The sequence below is a fragment of the Synechococcus sp. PCC 7336 genome, assembly GCF_000332275.1.
In the GTDB taxonomy this organism is placed as follows: Bacteria; Cyanobacteriota; Cyanobacteriia; order Thermostichales; family PCC-7336; genus PCC-7336.
Map to the genome: position 1 here is coordinate 4,561,266 of NZ_CM001776.1, position 15,899 is coordinate 4,577,164.

13 protein-coding genes are annotated in these 15,899 nt (G+C 54.2%); 6 read left to right on the top strand and 7 right to left on the bottom strand.

Annotated elements, in window-relative coordinates:
* Window positions 1-19 precede the first annotated feature (19 nt).
* Window positions 20-742, top strand: coding sequence for a hypothetical protein (locus tag SYN7336_RS21605; protein WP_017328035.1), 723 nt, complete (start codon window positions 20-22; stop codon window positions 740-742).
* Window positions 739-1,134, top strand: coding sequence for a hypothetical protein (locus SYN7336_RS21610; protein WP_017328036.1), 396 nt, complete (start codon window positions 739-741; stop codon window positions 1,132-1,134). The genes SYN7336_RS21605 and SYN7336_RS21610 overlap by 4 nt, the downstream gene beginning before the upstream one ends.
* 643 nt (window positions 1,135-1,777) lie before the next feature.
* Here the strand turns inward: SYN7336_RS21610 and SYN7336_RS21625 are convergent.
* From SYN7336_RS21625 to acsF, 6 genes are all read right to left on the bottom strand, one after another.
* Window positions 1,778-2,905, bottom strand: a complete 1,128-nt coding sequence (locus SYN7336_RS21625) for an aldo/keto reductase (RefSeq protein WP_017328039.1) — start codon at window positions 2,903-2,905, stop codon at window positions 1,778-1,780.
* 40 nt (window positions 2,906-2,945) lie between these two features.
* Window positions 2,946-4,496: an AAA family ATPase gene (locus tag SYN7336_RS21630; protein ID WP_017328040.1), complete on the bottom strand. Its 1,551-nt coding sequence runs from the start codon at window positions 4,494-4,496 to the stop codon at window positions 2,946-2,948.
* Between the two features lie 73 nt (window positions 4,497-4,569).
* The gene (locus tag SYN7336_RS21635) at window positions 4,570-6,120 is read right to left on the bottom strand and encodes an ATP-binding protein (protein WP_017328041.1); all 1,551 of its coding nucleotides are present in this window, start codon (window positions 6,118-6,120) and stop codon (window positions 4,570-4,572) included.
* Window positions 6,121-6,193: 73 nt separating this feature from the next.
* Window positions 6,194-7,744, bottom strand: a complete 1,551-nt coding sequence (locus SYN7336_RS21640) for an ATP-binding protein (RefSeq protein WP_017328042.1) — start codon at window positions 7,742-7,744, stop codon at window positions 6,194-6,196.
* Between the two features lie 52 nt (window positions 7,745-7,796).
* Window positions 7,797-9,329 (bottom strand): site-2 protease family protein, encoded by a 1,533-nt coding sequence (locus tag SYN7336_RS21645; RefSeq protein WP_017328043.1) that lies wholly within the window; start codon window positions 9,327-9,329, stop codon window positions 7,797-7,799.
* A 149-nt stretch (window positions 9,330-9,478) separates the two neighbouring features.
* Window positions 9,479-10,579 carry a magnesium-protoporphyrin IX monomethyl ester (oxidative) cyclase gene (gene acsF / locus SYN7336_RS21650; protein ID WP_017328044.1) on the bottom strand — a complete coding sequence of 367 codons (1,101 nt, stop codon included), beginning with the start codon at window positions 10,577-10,579 and terminating at the stop codon, window positions 9,479-9,481.
* Between the two features lie 512 nt (window positions 10,580-11,091).
* On the opposite strand from acsF, the gene SYN7336_RS21655 reads away from it, so the two are divergent.
* Entirely contained in the window at window positions 11,092-12,543 is a 1,452-nt protein-coding gene (locus tag SYN7336_RS21655; protein ID WP_017328045.1) for an iron uptake porin, read from the top strand.
* Window positions 12,544-12,759: 216 nt separating this feature from the next.
* Here the strand turns inward: SYN7336_RS21655 and SYN7336_RS21660 are convergent, their stop codons facing one another.
* Complete coding sequence (locus SYN7336_RS21660) at window positions 12,760-13,170, bottom strand: YraN family protein (protein WP_017328046.1); 411 nt, start codon at window positions 13,168-13,170, stop codon at window positions 12,760-12,762.
* Between the two features lie 83 nt (window positions 13,171-13,253).
* Between SYN7336_RS21660 and SYN7336_RS21665 the strand changes: the two genes are divergently transcribed.
* The 3 genes from SYN7336_RS21665 to SYN7336_RS21675 all read left to right on the top strand — a co-directional run bounded on the left by SYN7336_RS21665 (window position 13,254) and on the right by SYN7336_RS21675 (window position 15,853).
* Entirely contained in the window at window positions 13,254-13,808 is a 555-nt protein-coding gene (locus SYN7336_RS21665; RefSeq protein ID WP_156820274.1) for a pentapeptide repeat-containing protein, read from the top strand.
* The gene (gene pdxA, locus SYN7336_RS21670) at window positions 13,808-14,824 is read left to right on the top strand and encodes a 4-hydroxythreonine-4-phosphate dehydrogenase PdxA (RefSeq protein WP_017328048.1); all 1,017 of its coding nucleotides are present in this window, start codon (window positions 13,808-13,810) and stop codon (window positions 14,822-14,824) included. The genes SYN7336_RS21665 and pdxA overlap by 1 nt, the downstream gene beginning before the upstream one ends.
* A 189-nt stretch (window positions 14,825-15,013) precedes the next feature.
* Window positions 15,014-15,853 (top strand): squalene/phytoene synthase family protein, encoded by an 840-nt coding sequence (locus tag SYN7336_RS21675; protein ID WP_017328049.1) that lies wholly within the window; start codon window positions 15,014-15,016, stop codon window positions 15,851-15,853.
* Window positions 15,854-15,899: the final 46 nt, after the last annotated feature.

A 15,899-nucleotide genomic window follows, 5' to 3' on the forward strand; every position in this document is an offset into this window, starting at 1 on the left:
TTAGATTGCCATTTTAGATATGAATGATATTAGCGACAGCAAGGAATTATTTGATTACTGGCACAAGAGGGTCAGGCTAAAGAATGCCCCTCTTATATCTGCACCCGATCATATCCCTACACAAGAACTTCGACATGAATGCACCAACTATGACTCGTTACGAGTTAGTAATGAAGTGCAGATTTTAGAAGAACCTGAAAGAAGTCAGGTCATTGCTGTAATTAAATATCAATGTACTGCGCAAGTATTGCAGCGTAGATCGGGACTCCTAAGAGAAAAAGCAAATCAACTCGAAGATGCCTGCTATGAACTTGAAAGAGAAAGGTCCAGGCTTGGAAGACTAATTAGACAGCTACAGGAGAAACTCTTCGGAAAGGACAGCGAGATACGAAGGCTCGAAAATCGTATTCTAGCTCTAGAGGCAGAAAATGAAGCTTTGAGATCGGACAGTGCAAAAGATGGCGCATATAAAGAGCTAGAGAAAGAATTTGATAAACTACAGAAGAAATACGAGAGTGAGGTAAAAAGAAGGGAAGAGCTAGGCAGGAACAATCAGAGATTAGGTGGAAGAGTTTCCCATGCAAAAAGAAATAAGGAGAAACTTGAAAGAGCTAGAGTTGAGAACAAGGAGCTTCGTAATAAGTTAGATCGTTCGATCGAGCAGAAAGAGTCTCTTGAGGAAGAATTAGCTCGACTTCGCAAACAGTTAAAGTTAGGCATAATCGAGGTCAAGCCAAAATGAAAATGGCTGAGCTAAAGCAAAAAGTCTATAAACTAGCAAAAGTTGAAAGCACGAATCAGCTAAAATCAAAGTATCAGGATTTCAGAAAATTAGATATGCGTCGTAAGCAATCGTGGAAAGATGCCTTCGTAATTTTAGTTGAGAGAAACAAAGAATTTGATTCATGGGTCAAGAATCCGCCTGATGAATATAAAGAAATTTTTGTCGATATTGAATCAACACTCCAGGATTTTGACTTAAAGCTAGACAAGGCAAATAAACTAAGAAAAATCGTCTCACAGTCAGCTGACGACCTAGAAAGACTTGCTGAGGAATATGATGATGAAGCCTTAGATTTACTTAAAGAAATAAAGTCTAGAGGAATCATTGAAAGGAAGGCTAATTTGAATTGAAAGATGTAGTAAATCTCCAGTTGATCGAAGATGCTTGAAGGACACTGAGGGTAGAGCAAGTCGCGCTAAAATTGCAATGAGGATTGTCAAGAGAGCAACTGTTAGCAGGTATCCTGGAATAGATTTTCAGGCAAGAAAGATAAACCGAATCTAGCTTGAAACCCGTAGTTTTGAGTTCCTCCCACGGGTGCAGTTAATCGCTGCATTCGCCCCCTAAATCCCCCATTCTGGGGGACTTGAGTACAGTGCTCGTTGGAGTTGAGAGGCTGGGAAGGCGATCGCAGTGACGAACAGTTGGAGAACAAAGCCAATGGACCCTCGGAAGTCCCCCACTGGTGGGGGATTTAGGGGGCCGAGTGCAATGCCTGAAAACTCCAGGTCTCAACATGGATGAGGTTTAGTTTATTTCAACTGTCTGCAGCATTATAGATAACTTCTCGGGAAATCCTGAATTTTAAGCTGTTATTGCCAAATAAGGCTAGCTCGGTAACCTGCCATTTTTGACAAAAACAATCGACTTTTCCAGTGGGTAGTTTGATGTTTCCTAGTTGCATTGGTGTTTCTCATCCTACAGGTTTAAATACTGATTGTCCTAGAACTGCTTGACCTCGTATACACAGGGTTTTGCAGTAGATTCTTTGCACTACTCCCACAAGCGGCGGATCGTCCGAATGTTGAGGCGATCGTGGGTGTCGAACAGTAATTTGGGGATATCGAGCTGTTCGGGGCAGCGGGGCAAACAGTCGCCACATTCCGTACAGCGATCGCCTTTCTGTCCCCAAAACCAATGACCGGCTTTTTCAAACATGTTGTAGCGATATTGGGCGTATTCGGTCATATCGAAGGCAACGTCTAGATTGCGCAGGCGCAGGGCTGCGGGGATGTTGATGTCCGCCGGACAGGGAAGGCATTCGTGACATTGGGCGCAGCGATCGGTGCTCAACTTCTGCTGTAGGGTTTCTTCTAACGTTTGCGCGATCGCCGTTCCCCGCTGCTCCCATGCCTCTGACGGTTCGAGAGATGCCAGTGCCGCATCCAGATCTCCTGGGTCTGCGGCCCCCAAACTGAGGGTATGAATGGCGGGATCGTCGAGTAAAAAGCGATAGCCAAATTCCAACGGGCTGAAAGGCTGACAGAGCTGTTCTAGCACTTGGGGCGGACGGTACAGCATTCCCCCCTTGTCCGCCGGGGAAATGATAAACACTCCCATATCGTTTTGGCGAGCTAACTCGATGGCGGCTTGGTTGTGTTGGTTGAAGTAGTAATAATGCAAATTGACAAACTCGAATGACTGGGTGGCGATCGCCGCCAAAATCAGCTCTAACGAACCGTGGGTCGAAAACCCCACATGCCGCACCAGTCCCTCACGGATTGCCTGTTGAATCACCTCTAAGCCCCCCTCCATAACAGCTTGGAGATGGTCTGGCAGATTAATCCCGTGAAATGCAAAGTTATCAATCGAGTCCAGTTGCAGGCGTTCTAGCGATCGCTCCAAGCCCTCCCGCAATTTTTGGGGCGACAGAGTGGGGGCGAGTTTGGTGGTGATGGTGAGGCGATCGCGCTGGCTGGCGAGTTCTGTGGCGAGGATTTTGCCAAGCCGCGCTTCGCTGATGCCATAGGCTTGTGCCGTTTCGATATGATTGATGCCCCTCTCCACCGCCCGCACGACCGTCTCGGTCGCAACAGCTTCAGGACAATCGACCAGTCGCATCGTCCCTAACGAAAACGGAGAGAGCTGTTGTTCGGTTTTGCCAAAACGACGGTAGATCATTTGAGATTCCAAACTGCAGCAGGTGAAATTAGCTTGCTCCTCAGCCCCGAATCACGATCGCCTGGCGATCGCTAGGCGTCAATGCCTGCTCAGTCATCGTGCGTTCCGCAATCGGAGGCAGTCCTTCACGTCGGTCAAAAATCACCAGCCAGCCCGTATCGAGTCCCAACCCAGCCAGGTAGCGATCCAACTGCCTCAACCCCGCCTTGAGGGGATCGGGACGACCCTCTCGCCACACCTTCAACTCCATCCCCAGCGTGACATCTCCATAGCGCAGACACAGATCCATTCGATCGGTCCCAATGGCATATTCCCGCTCTAGCGTGCCGCCGCCATTCACCACCCGATGCAAAAACGCCATCAGCACCAGATGGGGCGCAATCTCGTGGTAAGGCGCACTTTTGAGTAGCGGTTCCCCATGCTGCCGCCAAAAGCTCAGAAACGCCTGCAACAGTTGCTGCGGGTCGAGTGTTCCTGCGGGGGTTAACCAACTGGGAGAAATTTGCGGTAAGGACGCTTGCGCAGTCCGGCTGAGTACCCGAGGTAATACCTCTTGGTAGATGGGATTAGCGATCTCCAGCCCTCCCTGTGGACTGATGCGACACAAGCCCAAGTCAATTAGGAATTGCACGTCATCACTGGGGATGTCCCCCAATTCCCGACCGGCTAGCATGGGTTCGATAATGGCTCTGACCCGGTCTTCGAGCAGAATACTGGCCAAACTATCCAGGTGAGTATCCTGTCGTTGAATCAAAATTTCCTTGGCTTGCTCCACCTGTTCGGGGGCGATCGCCTGTTGCGGCTCCGGCACCAGAACTTCTACCATCTGTCGGGCCAGGGCATTCACCAACCAGGGTTGCCCCTGGGTCAACTCAAAGGCCCGTTGGATGGCTTCGGCTGCAAAAACTTGTCCGGTCTCGGCAGTGTGTTGCCCGTATAGCTCGGCCACTTCTGCCTGGGTAAAGTTGCGCAGGGTCAAGGATTCCACCTTGATATTGAAAGGGCTAGCGGTGTTGAGGCGATTGCTGCCCCCAGAGGCCACTTTGTAATCCCGCACATCTCGCACCCCAATCAGTGCCAGAGCATGGGGGAATCCTTGAGGTCGCTTCGGATAGCCATTGCGTAGCTGCCGCAATACGGAAATTAAGCTTTCATCCTGCAGTGAGTCAATTTCATCAATGAATACAACCAGCGGACGCGAGGACTGTTGCGCCCAAGTACTCAGCGCTGCTCCAATCTGTCGCCCCGGCTCAGACGCAGGCCAATCGGGCGGATGGAGATCGGAGGGCAGCCAAAAGGCGATGTCATCTTTCCAGGCGTCGAGGATGGCTTTTTCAGCCGCCCCTGGATCGTGGGGGAAAGCGGCTCCGACTTCTGCCGATACCATGACGGCGGTATACTGCCCGCTAGCCGTCAACTGTTGAGCTAGCGCCAACATTGCAGTAGTTTTGCCAGTTTGCCGGGGGGCATGGATGACAAAGTAACCCTGCTGCGCGATCGTCCGATTGACTTGGGGGAGCCTAGCCAGAGGCGAGAGCATGTAGTGAATATCTGCTTTGCAAGGGCCAGCAGTGTTAAACCATTTGGGCATCGGCAGACAGCCAGCAGGAAATCTTCTCCATCTTACGAGCAACGGCAGATCCCTGGTTCTGGGCGATCGCCCCTCAGCCCCGAATCACGATCGCCAGGCGATCGCCTGGCGTCAATGCCTGCTCAGTCATCGTGCGTTCCGCAATCGGAGGCAGTCCTTCACGTCGGTCAAAAATCACCAGCCAGCCCGTATCGAGTCCCAACCCAGCCAGGTAGCGATCCAACTGCCTCAACCCCGCCTTGAGGGGATCGGGACGACCCTCTCGCCACACCTTCAACTCCATCCCCAGCGTGACATCTCCATAGCGCAGACACAGATCCATTCGATCGGTCCCAATGGCATATTCCCGCTCCAGCGTACCGCCGCCATTCACCACCCGATGCAAAAACGCCATCAGCACCAGATGGGGCGCAATCTCGTGGTAAGGCGCACTTTTGAGTAGCGGTTCCCCATGCTGCCGCCAAAAGCTCAGAAACGCCTGTAACAGTTGCTGCGGGTCGAGTGTTCCTGCGGGGGTTAACCAACTGGGGTGAATCGCAGGCAAGCTATCCTGCGAGCCGCTGGCTAATACCCTGGGTAACACTTCTCGGTAAATCGGATTTGCTGGGGTCAGCCCTCCAGCGGGATTTCGTACGACTAGGCCCAAATCAATCAAAAACTGTCGGTCATCACTGGGAACATCCCCCAATTCTTGCCCAGCTAGCATCGGTTCCATAACCGCGCGCACGCGCTCCTCTCGCAACACACTGGCCAAACTATCCAGGTGAGTATCCTGTCGTTGAATCAAAATTTCCTTGGCTTGCTCCACCTGTTCGGGGGCGATCGCCTGTTGCGGCTCCGGCACAAGAACTTCTACCATCTGTCGGGCCAGGGCATTCACCAACCAGGGTTGCCCCTGAGTCAACTCAAAGGCCCGTTGGATCGCTTCGGCTGCAAAAACTTGTCCGGTCTCGGCAGTGTGTTGCCCGTATAGCTCGGCCACCTCCGCCTGGGTAAAGTTGCGCAGGGTCAAGGATTCCACCTTGATATTGAAAGGGCTGGCGGTGTTGAGGCGGTTGCTGCCCCCAGAGGCCACTTTGTAATCCCGCACATCTCGCACCCCAATCAGTGCCAGAGCATGGGGGAATCCTTGAGGTCGCTTCGGATAGCCATTGCGTAGCTGCCGCAATACGGAAATTAAGCTTTCATCCTGCAGTGAGTCAATTTCATCAATGAATACAACCAGCGGACGCGAGGACTGTTGCGCCCAAGTACTCAGCGCTGCTCCAATCTGTCGCCCCGGCTCAGACGCAGGCCAATCGGGCGGATGGAGATCGGAGGGCAGCCAAAAGGCGATGTCATCTTTCCAGGCGTCGAGGATGGCTTTTTCAGCCGCCCCTGGATCGTGGGGGAAAGCGGCTCCGACTTCTGCCGATACCATGACGGCGGTATACTGCCCGCTAGCCGTCAACTGTTGAGCTAGCGCCAACATTGCAGTAGTTTTGCCAGTTTGCCGGGGGGCATGGATAACAAAGTAACCCTGCTGCGCGATCGTCCGATTGACTTGGGGGAGCCTAGCCAGAGGCGAGAGCATGTAGTGAATATCTGCTTTGCAAGGGCCAGCAGTGTTAAACCATTTGGGCATCGGCAGACAGCCAGCAGGAAATCTTCTCCATCTTACGAGCAACGGCAGATCCCTGGTTCTGGGCGATCGCCCCTCAGCCCCGAATCACGATCGCCTGGCGATCGCCTGGCGTCAATGCCTGCTCAGTCATCGTGCGTTCCGCAATCGGAGGCAGTCCTTCACGTCGGTCAAAAATCACCAGCCAGCCCGTATCGAGTCCCAACCCAGCCAGGTAGCGATCCAACTGCCTCAACCCCGCCTTGAGGGGATCGGGACGACCCTCTCGCCACACCTTCAACTCCATCCCCAGCGTGACATCTCCATAGCGCAGACACAGATCCATTCGATCGGTCCCAATGGCATATTCCCGCTCCAGCGTACCGCCGCCATTCACCACCCGATGCAAAAACGCCATCAGCACCAGATGGGGCGCAATCTCGTGGTAAGGCGCACTTTTGAGTAGCGGTTCCCCATGCTGCCGCCAAAAGCTCAGAAACGCCTGCAACAGTTGCTGCGGGTCGAGTGTTCCTGCGGGGGTTAACCAACTGGGAGGAATTTGCGGTAAGGACGCTTGCGCAGTCCGGCTGAGTACCCGAGGTAATACCTCTTGGTAGATGGAATTAGCGATCTCCAGCCCTCCCTGTGGACTGATGCGACACAAGCCCAAGTCAATCAGGAATTGCACGTCATCACTGGGGATGTCCCCCAATTCCCGACCGGCTAGCATGGGTTCGATAATGGCTCTGACCCGGTCTTCGAGCAGAATACTGGCCAAACTATCCAGGTGAGTATCCTGTCGTTGAATCAAAATTTCCTTGGCTTGCTCCACCTGTTCGGGGGCGATCGCCTGTTGCGGCTCCGGCACAAGAACTTCCACCATTTGTCGGGCCAGGGCATTCACCAACCAAGGCTGCCCCTGAGTCAACTCAAAGGCCCGTTGGATGGCTTCGGCTGCAAAAACTTGTCCGGTCTCAGCAGTGTGTTGCCCGTATAGCTCGGCCACTTCCGCCTGGGTAAAGTTGCGCAGGGTCAAGGATTCCACCTTGATATTAAAAGGGCTGGCGGTGTTGAGGCGGTTGCTGCCCCCAGAGGCCACTTTGTAATCCCGCACATCTCGTACCCCAATCAGTGCCAGAGCATGGGGAAATCCTTGAGGGCGGTTGGGATAGCCCGAGCGCAATTGCCGCAAGACGGCAATCAGGGTTTCGTCCCGTAAGGAATCAATTTCATCAATGAAGACTATGAGGGGACGGGGAGAATGCTGTGCCCATTCACTCAATGCCTGACCTAGGCGCTGTCCTGCAGCAGCTGGAGGCCACGGTGGAGGCTGGAGATCGGGGGGAAGCCGAAATTTTGCTGCATTAGTCCAAGCATCGAGAATGGCCGCTTCAGCTGCTCCCGGATCGTGGGGAAAAGCGGCTCCGACTTCTGCTGAGACCATCACGGCAGTGTATTGCCCGCTGGCAGTCAACTGTTGTGCCAGCGCCAGCATCGCAGTAGTTTTGCCAGTTTGCCGGGGGGCATGGATGACAAAGTAGCCCTGCTGCGCGATCGTCCGATGGACTTGGGGAAGCCTAGCCAGGGGGGAGAGCATGTAGTGAATATCTGCTTTGCAAGGACCAGCAGTGTTAAACCATTTGGGCATCGGCAGACAGCAAGCAGGCGAGCCTCCCCATCTTACGAGCAGCAGCTCTACCCTAGAGGGCACCAAGGCCGAATTGTCCTGCCAATGTGGGGGCAATCGGCAACAAAGTCATGGCCATCAGAAATAATGCCAAGAGGGCGAGGGCATCGCGCTGGCCGTCAGTTTCAGTGATTTCATCTTGGGGAGGACGTTCGCCATCGCGAGCCACCAGAATCACCAGCAGCCCCCAGTAGAGCGCAATTTGGTTGCTAAAGGCCGCCAGACACAACAGGGCGATCGTCACAAATGTGGCCCGTCGAGCCATCTTCCGTCCGTACACCGCTTGCACGATGCGACCGCCATCTAATTGCCCCGCTGGCAACAGACTGAGCGCGTTAATGACTAAACCCATCCAACCCACCAATACCAGCGGATGCAGGCCCACCACTTCCGCCTGTAGTTGACTGCCCAAGATCGCTTTAGAGAGTGCCCCCATCAAGATCGAATACTTCAAGATCGAACTGGGTAGGAAAATATCGCCGGGATGTCCCGATAGCCACAAGCCAACGATCGCAAACAGCAAAGAGAGCACAAATCCCAGGGCCGGACCGGCGATCGCAATATCGAAGAGTCCTTGGCGACTGGGAACGGGAGATTCGATCCGATTCAAACTACCGAGGGTACCTAACCCCAATGTCGGCACCAAAAACGCCGGACTCAACCGCACCCCGTATTGTGCCGCCATCCAGCGGTGCCCCCACTCGTGCAAGACCACAATACCGATAATGGCTGAAGCAAATGGCAGGGTTTCGAGCCAGCGCTGAGGAGCCGAGCCCAAGCTAAAACCCGACACGTTGGCCGCCAACTCCATCACTGCCAAGCTGGAGGCGACAAACAACACTCCAGCCAGTGCCGCGACCGACGGGGGAGTCGCTGAGTTGACGGTTGCATCCGGCAGCACCACCACCGCAGGTCGATCGGTTGGGTCGTAGACCAGATAGAGCCAGTAGCGATCGCCCACCGCCTGTCGCAAGTTCTCTTGCAACCTTGCCACTGCCAAGGCCGCCTCCTGACGCAAATTTCCTTGAAAAATTGCCCCATCCCCATAGGGCAAGGTTTCAGTGACGTAGAACGTATCGATGCCAAAAATGGATTGGATTGCAGCCAAGTCCTCGGCCGAAATGCGCGATCGCCTCCGTTCTAGCGAGGCATCCCCCGCTTCCGAAACTGCTGCACCCTCTGCCGCAACAGGGGTATCCGCCTCTACATCAGCCTTCGCCGTCGGCGGCACGGCTTCGGATTTGAATTGAGCTTCGAACGATTTCCGGGCGTCCTGCTCCTCTCGGGCCACTTCCCGCGCCAGACGACCCACCCCAATGTAGATCCCGGTGGAGATCGCCAACAGCAGCACAAATCCAGCCGCCCCCAAATAGATATTGGTGGCAAACAATCCCAAAAAAATCAACCACGGCAATAGTAACGCCAGACTTTGCAACCAGGCCAAAAGGCCAGCCTTGCCCTGTCGGCGGGCTCGAATGAGCCCCCAAGCCAACATGGCGATCGCGGCTAAAACCAGTGCTGGAGTGAGATTGGCTGTCGGATTCATACTCCTCTCAACTCGTCAAATGCGTGTTTGTCAGCATAACAAACCTAAAGCAGCCCTAAAGGCAGGGCTGCTCGAAATGCCATCTCGAATGTTCAATGGATGGGCTTCGACAGAAGACTTCCCGCAAGACATCTTCCGAGAAGCCGAGCTTAGGATGCCGTTGCCGGTCGAACTCCAGATTGACGGTTGGTCTGGTACTTTTTACCCACTGGACTTTCGATTGGCTTCATGGCGAAAAGACGCATAAACTGCCAAGCACTACTCGCGTACAGAGGCAGCTTCCGCAGTCCTTTCACGACCTCGGGCGCGTTAGACCCATCCACTTCCCGCATGCGATGGACGTTTGCCACGCAGCGATCCAAGCAGGCTTCAAACTCGGGATGCTCCACGTTCAACACTACTGGAAACACCTTAGAGGAATCGTGGTTGGTCCACTGGATGACATCCAAGTCGTATTCCTTCGGATCGAGCCCCAAAATTTGATAGAACTCGGGACGCATGGCGACATCGTTGAGATACATCGTGGCGTAGACCGACAGCAGGAAGAAGCGGCACCACAATTTTGCCAGCCAATTGTTGAGGTAACGGGGCTGGCTCTGCATCACCAACGAGAAGAAATCGCCGTGACGGCTCTCGTCTTGACACCAGTTCTGGAAGAAATTGAAAATTGGGTAAATGCGATTCTCGGGATGCTGCTCTAAGTGGCGGAAGATTTTGATGTAGCGCCAGTAGCCGATCTTCTCCGATAGGTATGTGGCATAGAAGATAAAGCGGGGGGCGAACTTGGTGTATTGCTTATTTTTGGTCAAAAAGCTCAAGTCTAGAGCCAAATCGAAGTCGGCCATCGCCTTATTCAAAAAGCCAGCGTGGCGGGCTTCATCGCGGCTCATGAGCAGAAAACATTCTGCCAGCACGGGGCTGGTGTGCTTGAGCTTGCGAGACAGCTCTTTATAAAGTAGGAAACCCGAAAACTCAGCCGTGCAAGAGCGCTCTAAGAATTCCACAAACAGCTTTTTAGTGCGATCGTCTAGCTCGTCCCAAGACCGATCGAACTCTTCACCTCGCACGAAGTGGTGGCGATTGTAGTCCGTCCGAAACTCTTCCAATAGAGCCTCAAACTCCTCTGCGCGATCGGAAATATCTAGATTCGCCATCGCCTCGAAGTCAGTGGTATAGAAGCGAGGCGTCAGAATCGTTTCCGTGGGAACCCGAGCTTGTGTATCGGATTGTTGAGGGGAAGTGGCAACCATAATGTTTTGTTTTGCAAACCTAGAAAACTGGGTTGGCGGCAGATGCTGAAAAGCAGAATCTGCATTGCTCTTTCAGCAGTCTACCAGCGTCTTCGAGTGTCTCTCAGATCCCAGCCATTAAGAAGTATTGCTGCGCAGCCTGCCGCCAAGTTTGGATCTCGGGCGATCGGCCAGTCGCTCCTTGTTGGCCCGAGTATCGCAAGCCGCGAACCGCAATTCCGCAGGAAGATCTCAGCGACTTCTCTTGTTTAAAGCCATATCTAGAGCCATTACTCAGTCATTCATGCATCCGAGCACCAGGTATATGGCCTCTGCCCTCAGCAGAAGGTTTAATAGATCCTGGCAAATGTCAGTAAACCCCCACTGTCATGTGCTCGAGCCAGCTTGGAGTCGTCTAAGATAAGGCTTAAACTTGCATAAGTAAATTAATGTGAACCACTTGGTAAAGACTTACACCAATTGAGTCAGAATTTACTCTCGGCAAGACCGTGTGAGGATTGAGGAAACAATCAATGTCCGTATTTACTTGGAAAACCCTACTGGCAGGTACTGCTGCCGTAGGCGCTGCCTTTGTTACAAGTGGCGAAGTTCGTGCTCAAACGACCCAGCCCCAGCAATTTGCTCAGGTAACGTCTGTCTCTCAACTGTCTGACGTGCAACCCACCGACTGGTGGTTCTCTGCGCTGCAGTCTTTGGTGGAGCGCTATGGCTGTATTGCAGGTTACCCCGACGGTACCTATCGCGGCAACCGCGCCTTAACTCGCGGCGAGTTTGCCGCTGGCTTGAATGCTTGCTTGGACCGTATCAACGAGCTGATCGCCGCTGGCTTAGCCGACAAAGTATCGCGTGAAGACTTGGCTACCGTTCAGCGCTTGCAAGAGGAGTTTGCGGCTGAGTTAGCTGCTCTTTCCGGTCGCGTTGATGCTCTAGAAGCCAAGACTGCCGAACTAGAAGCGAACCCTCTAGGCTTGAACGCGGCGACTAGCAAGCTCAGCTTCGAGGTGGTTACCGGTATCTTTGCGGCTAGCGAGCCCGATGGTGCCACCAACAATGCCATCATCCCCTACCGGCTGCGGATCAATTTCGATGCCTCCTTTACTGGCGAGGATCGCTTCCGTATTCGTTTAGAAGCTGCTGAAGCGCCTACGTTTGATGGCGATCCGGTTGGTTTTGTGTTCGGGACCGGTTCCGGTGCTCCTTCTGACGATCTCAACGACGATGTCAATTTAGACGATGTTTTCTACGAGTTCCCTCTGTTTAACGGTCGCGTCAATGCCACCTTTGCCTTAACCGACGTTACACCTGGCGACACCTTTGTCTTCGGCGTTCCCTTCGATGCTCTGTCGGACTTTGTTGACTTACCCGACATCACTTACGATGGCATGGGCGATACCACCCTCGCCTTCACCTGGGAAGTCATTGAAGATCTCTTCTTCCTGTCCTACGGTTACGGCACCGATGAAGCGTCTGACTCGACATTTGGTTCCGGTTTCTTTGCTGGGCCGAGCGTTCACGCTGCTGAAGTTGCCTTTGTCCCGACTGACAATTTGTTGCTAGCGGTAGCTGGTTCTGCCTCTGCTGGCGGTCAAGCGGACGATGAAAATGGTGAAGACTTCGCCGCAGTTTCCTTCGGCGTGACCTGGGAAATTACACCTGCTGCGATCTTCTCTGCTTGGTATGCTCGCCAATTTTCTGAAGAGGGTGACGACTTCGATGAATTCTTAGCTGGGTTTGCCTTCCCAGATCTATTTATCGAAGGCTCCAACGGTGGTTTTGCGGTTGGTAGCCCCGACACGTTTATTGGCGTGGATGGCGGTGACTTTCCCTTCTTAGCCGAGATCTATTACACCTTCCCCGTGACTGATAACATCAGTATTACCCCAGGGGTTTATTACATCACCAGTGTAGACGGTGACGATGAAGACATTATCGTTGGCGGCGTTCGGACCACCTTCAGCTTCTAAACCTGACTTCAGTTAGTAGAAGCCCAAAGGGAGCCATTGGCTCTGATGGCCCTCACCCCCGGCCCCTCTCCCAAGTTTGGGAGAGGGGAGCAACAGCATAAAACCCGCAATCTACCGTCCGGTTCCCCTTCCCCCAAAATTACGGCTGACGCCACGCTTCGCGAGGGGGGAAGGGGTTAGGGGATGGGGGCCAGACACCTGTCGAACTGATGTTGCTCAGGATTGTGCTGAAGCGTCGAAGGCAGCAGGCAAATAGGTTTCCAGCTCGTACTGCTGGCTCGATCGCCGTTTGACCAGAGCCACGTCAAATTGGCAGGCCAGCTCGGCATACTGAGGGTGTTTTTGCAGAAAGGCGCGGGCTGCCCGCACGAGTTTTTGCTGTTTGCGAGGCGCGATCGCCAAGCGACCGTCGCTATCCCAATTGCGGGGGCTGCGGGTTTTAACCTCCACAAATGCCAGCCGATCGCCTCGGCGAGCCACAATATCTAACTCTCCCCAGCGGCAGCGCCACTGCTGTGCCACAATGACCCACTGACGTTGCTGCAGTGCTCGGCAGACCAGTTGCTCGCCTGTATTGCCAATATCGGTATTGTTGGATGTCGGATTGTTAGCAGATGGTTTCGGCATGTTGCTAGCTGTGACGAGCGGTCGTCCAAACTGCTTAGAATTGATAACAATGAGTATAGATCCTGCGGTGAGGAGACTTGGTTGTGCGAGCTTGTGTGGGAATATTGCCGAGATTGCGATCCCTCGATGCCTACTGGCGTGACGGTACCCGGTGTCGGAGCCAATTTTGGCGCGTTGGGGCGATCGCCGCGATCGCGCTGGCGATCTGGATTGGCGTTGCGGGACCGGTTCTGGCTGAGAAGTACGACAAAGAAGACTTGCAAGGGCGTAATTTTGCCGGGATGGATATTTCGCGCGATTCGTTTGTGAAAGCCAATCTGCGGGGAGCTGACTTTAGCAATGCTTACAGTGTGGGCACGAATATGTTTGGGGTCAATTTGCGTCAAGCGAACTTGAAGGGGGCCGACTTCACAGCGGCGACATTAGATACCTCCGATTTGAGAGATGCAGATTTGAGGGGAACGATCTTTGAGGAGAGCCTCATGTGGCTGACTCAGTTTGAGGGCGCCCGGATTGAGGGAGCAGATTTTACCGATGCGTTGTTGCGCAGCGATACCCAAGCCGAGCTGTGCGAAATGGCTAGCGGACAAAACCCCGTCACGGGTAACGCCACGCGAGCATCATTGGATTGCGATTGATGAAATCGTTACGGCGATCGCGCTTGGCTCTGACCCTAGGAGACCCTGCCGGAATTGGTCCAGAAATTATCTTAAAAGCTTTGGCAGAGCCCTCTGTGCGGGCCGTGGCCGACATTGTGGTGGTGGGCGATCGCGACATCCTACAAGCAGCTTACCAACGGCTCCAGACTGCAGTCGAAAATCCGCTGGCCCATCCCGACGACCTCGCGATTCTGGATTGCCAGACCGGCGTATCCATCAGCCTCGGGATTGGCGATCGCGCTAGCGGTGCCGCTAGTTTTACCTATCTCTCAACCGCGATCGATCGCACATTGGCTGGAGAGTTTGATGGCATTGTCACCGCTCCCATCGCCAAGTTTGCCTGGGCGGCAGCGGGCCATCGCTATCCCGGACAAACGGAAGTCTTAGCTGGTGCCGCCCAAACCGATCGATTTGGCATGCTGTTTGTGGCCCGCTCGCCCCTGACCCAATGGCGGGCGATCGTATTGCTAGCCACCACCCATATCCCCCTCTGCCAAGTGCCCCAAGCCCTAACCCCCGCATTGGTGGGCTGGAAACTGGATCTGCTGGCAGAAACATTGCAGCAGGATTTTGGCATTTCAGATCCCACAATCGCCGTTGCCGGTCTCAACCCCCACAGCGGCGAAGGGGGCCAGTTGGGGCGCGAAGAAGTGGATTGGCTGACAGAAGCGATCGCGGCTCATCCCCAGGCGCGCGGCCCGATACCGCCCGATACGATCTGGGTAGAGCCCGGACGGGCTTGGTACGAGACAGGACGGGCTAGCGCCGATGCCTACTTAGCGCTGTATCACGATCAAGGACTCATTCCCGTTAAGCTGATGGCCTTCGATCGAGCCGTGAACGTCACCATTGGCTTGCCCTTCGTCCGTACCTCCCCCGATCACGGCACCGCCTTCGATATCGCGGCACGGGGCTGTGCTGACGATCGCAGTTTGCGGGCAGCCATTCTGTTGGCAGCAGAGTTATCCCAAAGGCGATCGGTGCTGCGGGCCTAGTTGAACTGGGGGGCTTGCTCCCCACAAGGGTTTTGCTAGCCCGCGACCGGACTCCCTGCGCAACAGGGTCATTGTTGTGTAAGCTTGCCTTCAGGCACAGCCCCCACAGGCATAAGTAAGCATTTGTACTGGTGTTGTGTCATCGAGGATTGTAAGTTCAGTGACATTAGTTTGTGTGAGGAGAAAGGAATGGATGCGCGTAAGAGTGCGTTAGACATTCTTGAAAAGACTAGCAGAACGTTTTTTATCCCCATTAGTCGATTGCCCGACGGCCTCTTAGAAGCGGTTTCGTCTGCCTATTTATGCATGCGAGCGATCGATGAAATTGAAGATCGTCCCGATCTGGGAAATGACGTTAAAGCCAGACTTTTACGCCAAGTCAGCCTCAATTTGCAAGCAGCGGCAGAGGGGACTACTGCGAGCGATTTCGAGCTGGGGTTGGCCAGTTATGGAGAAGTATTGCCGGAGGTCAGCTTGCGATTGGGAGAATGGGCTTTGTTGGCACCGGCAGACGTGGCCCCCCGCATTTGGGATGCGACGGCTGCGATGGCCGATCGCATGGCCCACTGGGCAGATGTGAATTGGACGATCCATACCAAGGCCGATCTCGATAGCTATACCTTTAGCGTGGCGGGGGCGGTGGGATTGCTGCTGTCGGATCTGTGGCAGTGGCACGACGGCACCAAAACCGATCGCAGCTTGGCCTTAGGCTTCGGTCGCGGACTGCAATCGGTGAATATTCTGCGCAACTATAAAGAAGATAGCGGTCGAGGCGTTGACTTCTTCCCCGACAACTGGTCGGTGAAACACATGCAGGACTACGCCCGCCATAACCTCTCCCTTGCCGATCGCTACACCGAAGCCCTGCCCATCGGTCCGACCCTGAATTTCTGCCGCATCCCCCTCGCCCTGGCTCACGCCACCCTAGATGCGCTAGAGCGGGGGGAAGAAAAGCTCACCCGCAGTGCTGTGATGGCGTTGGTGAAAGAAGTGACGTTGGGGGCATTTCGTCGCCGAACGGTCGGTTGAGGTTGGCCTGTGTCGAGCGGCTCGGGGTGCCAGAGCAGACGGGAAG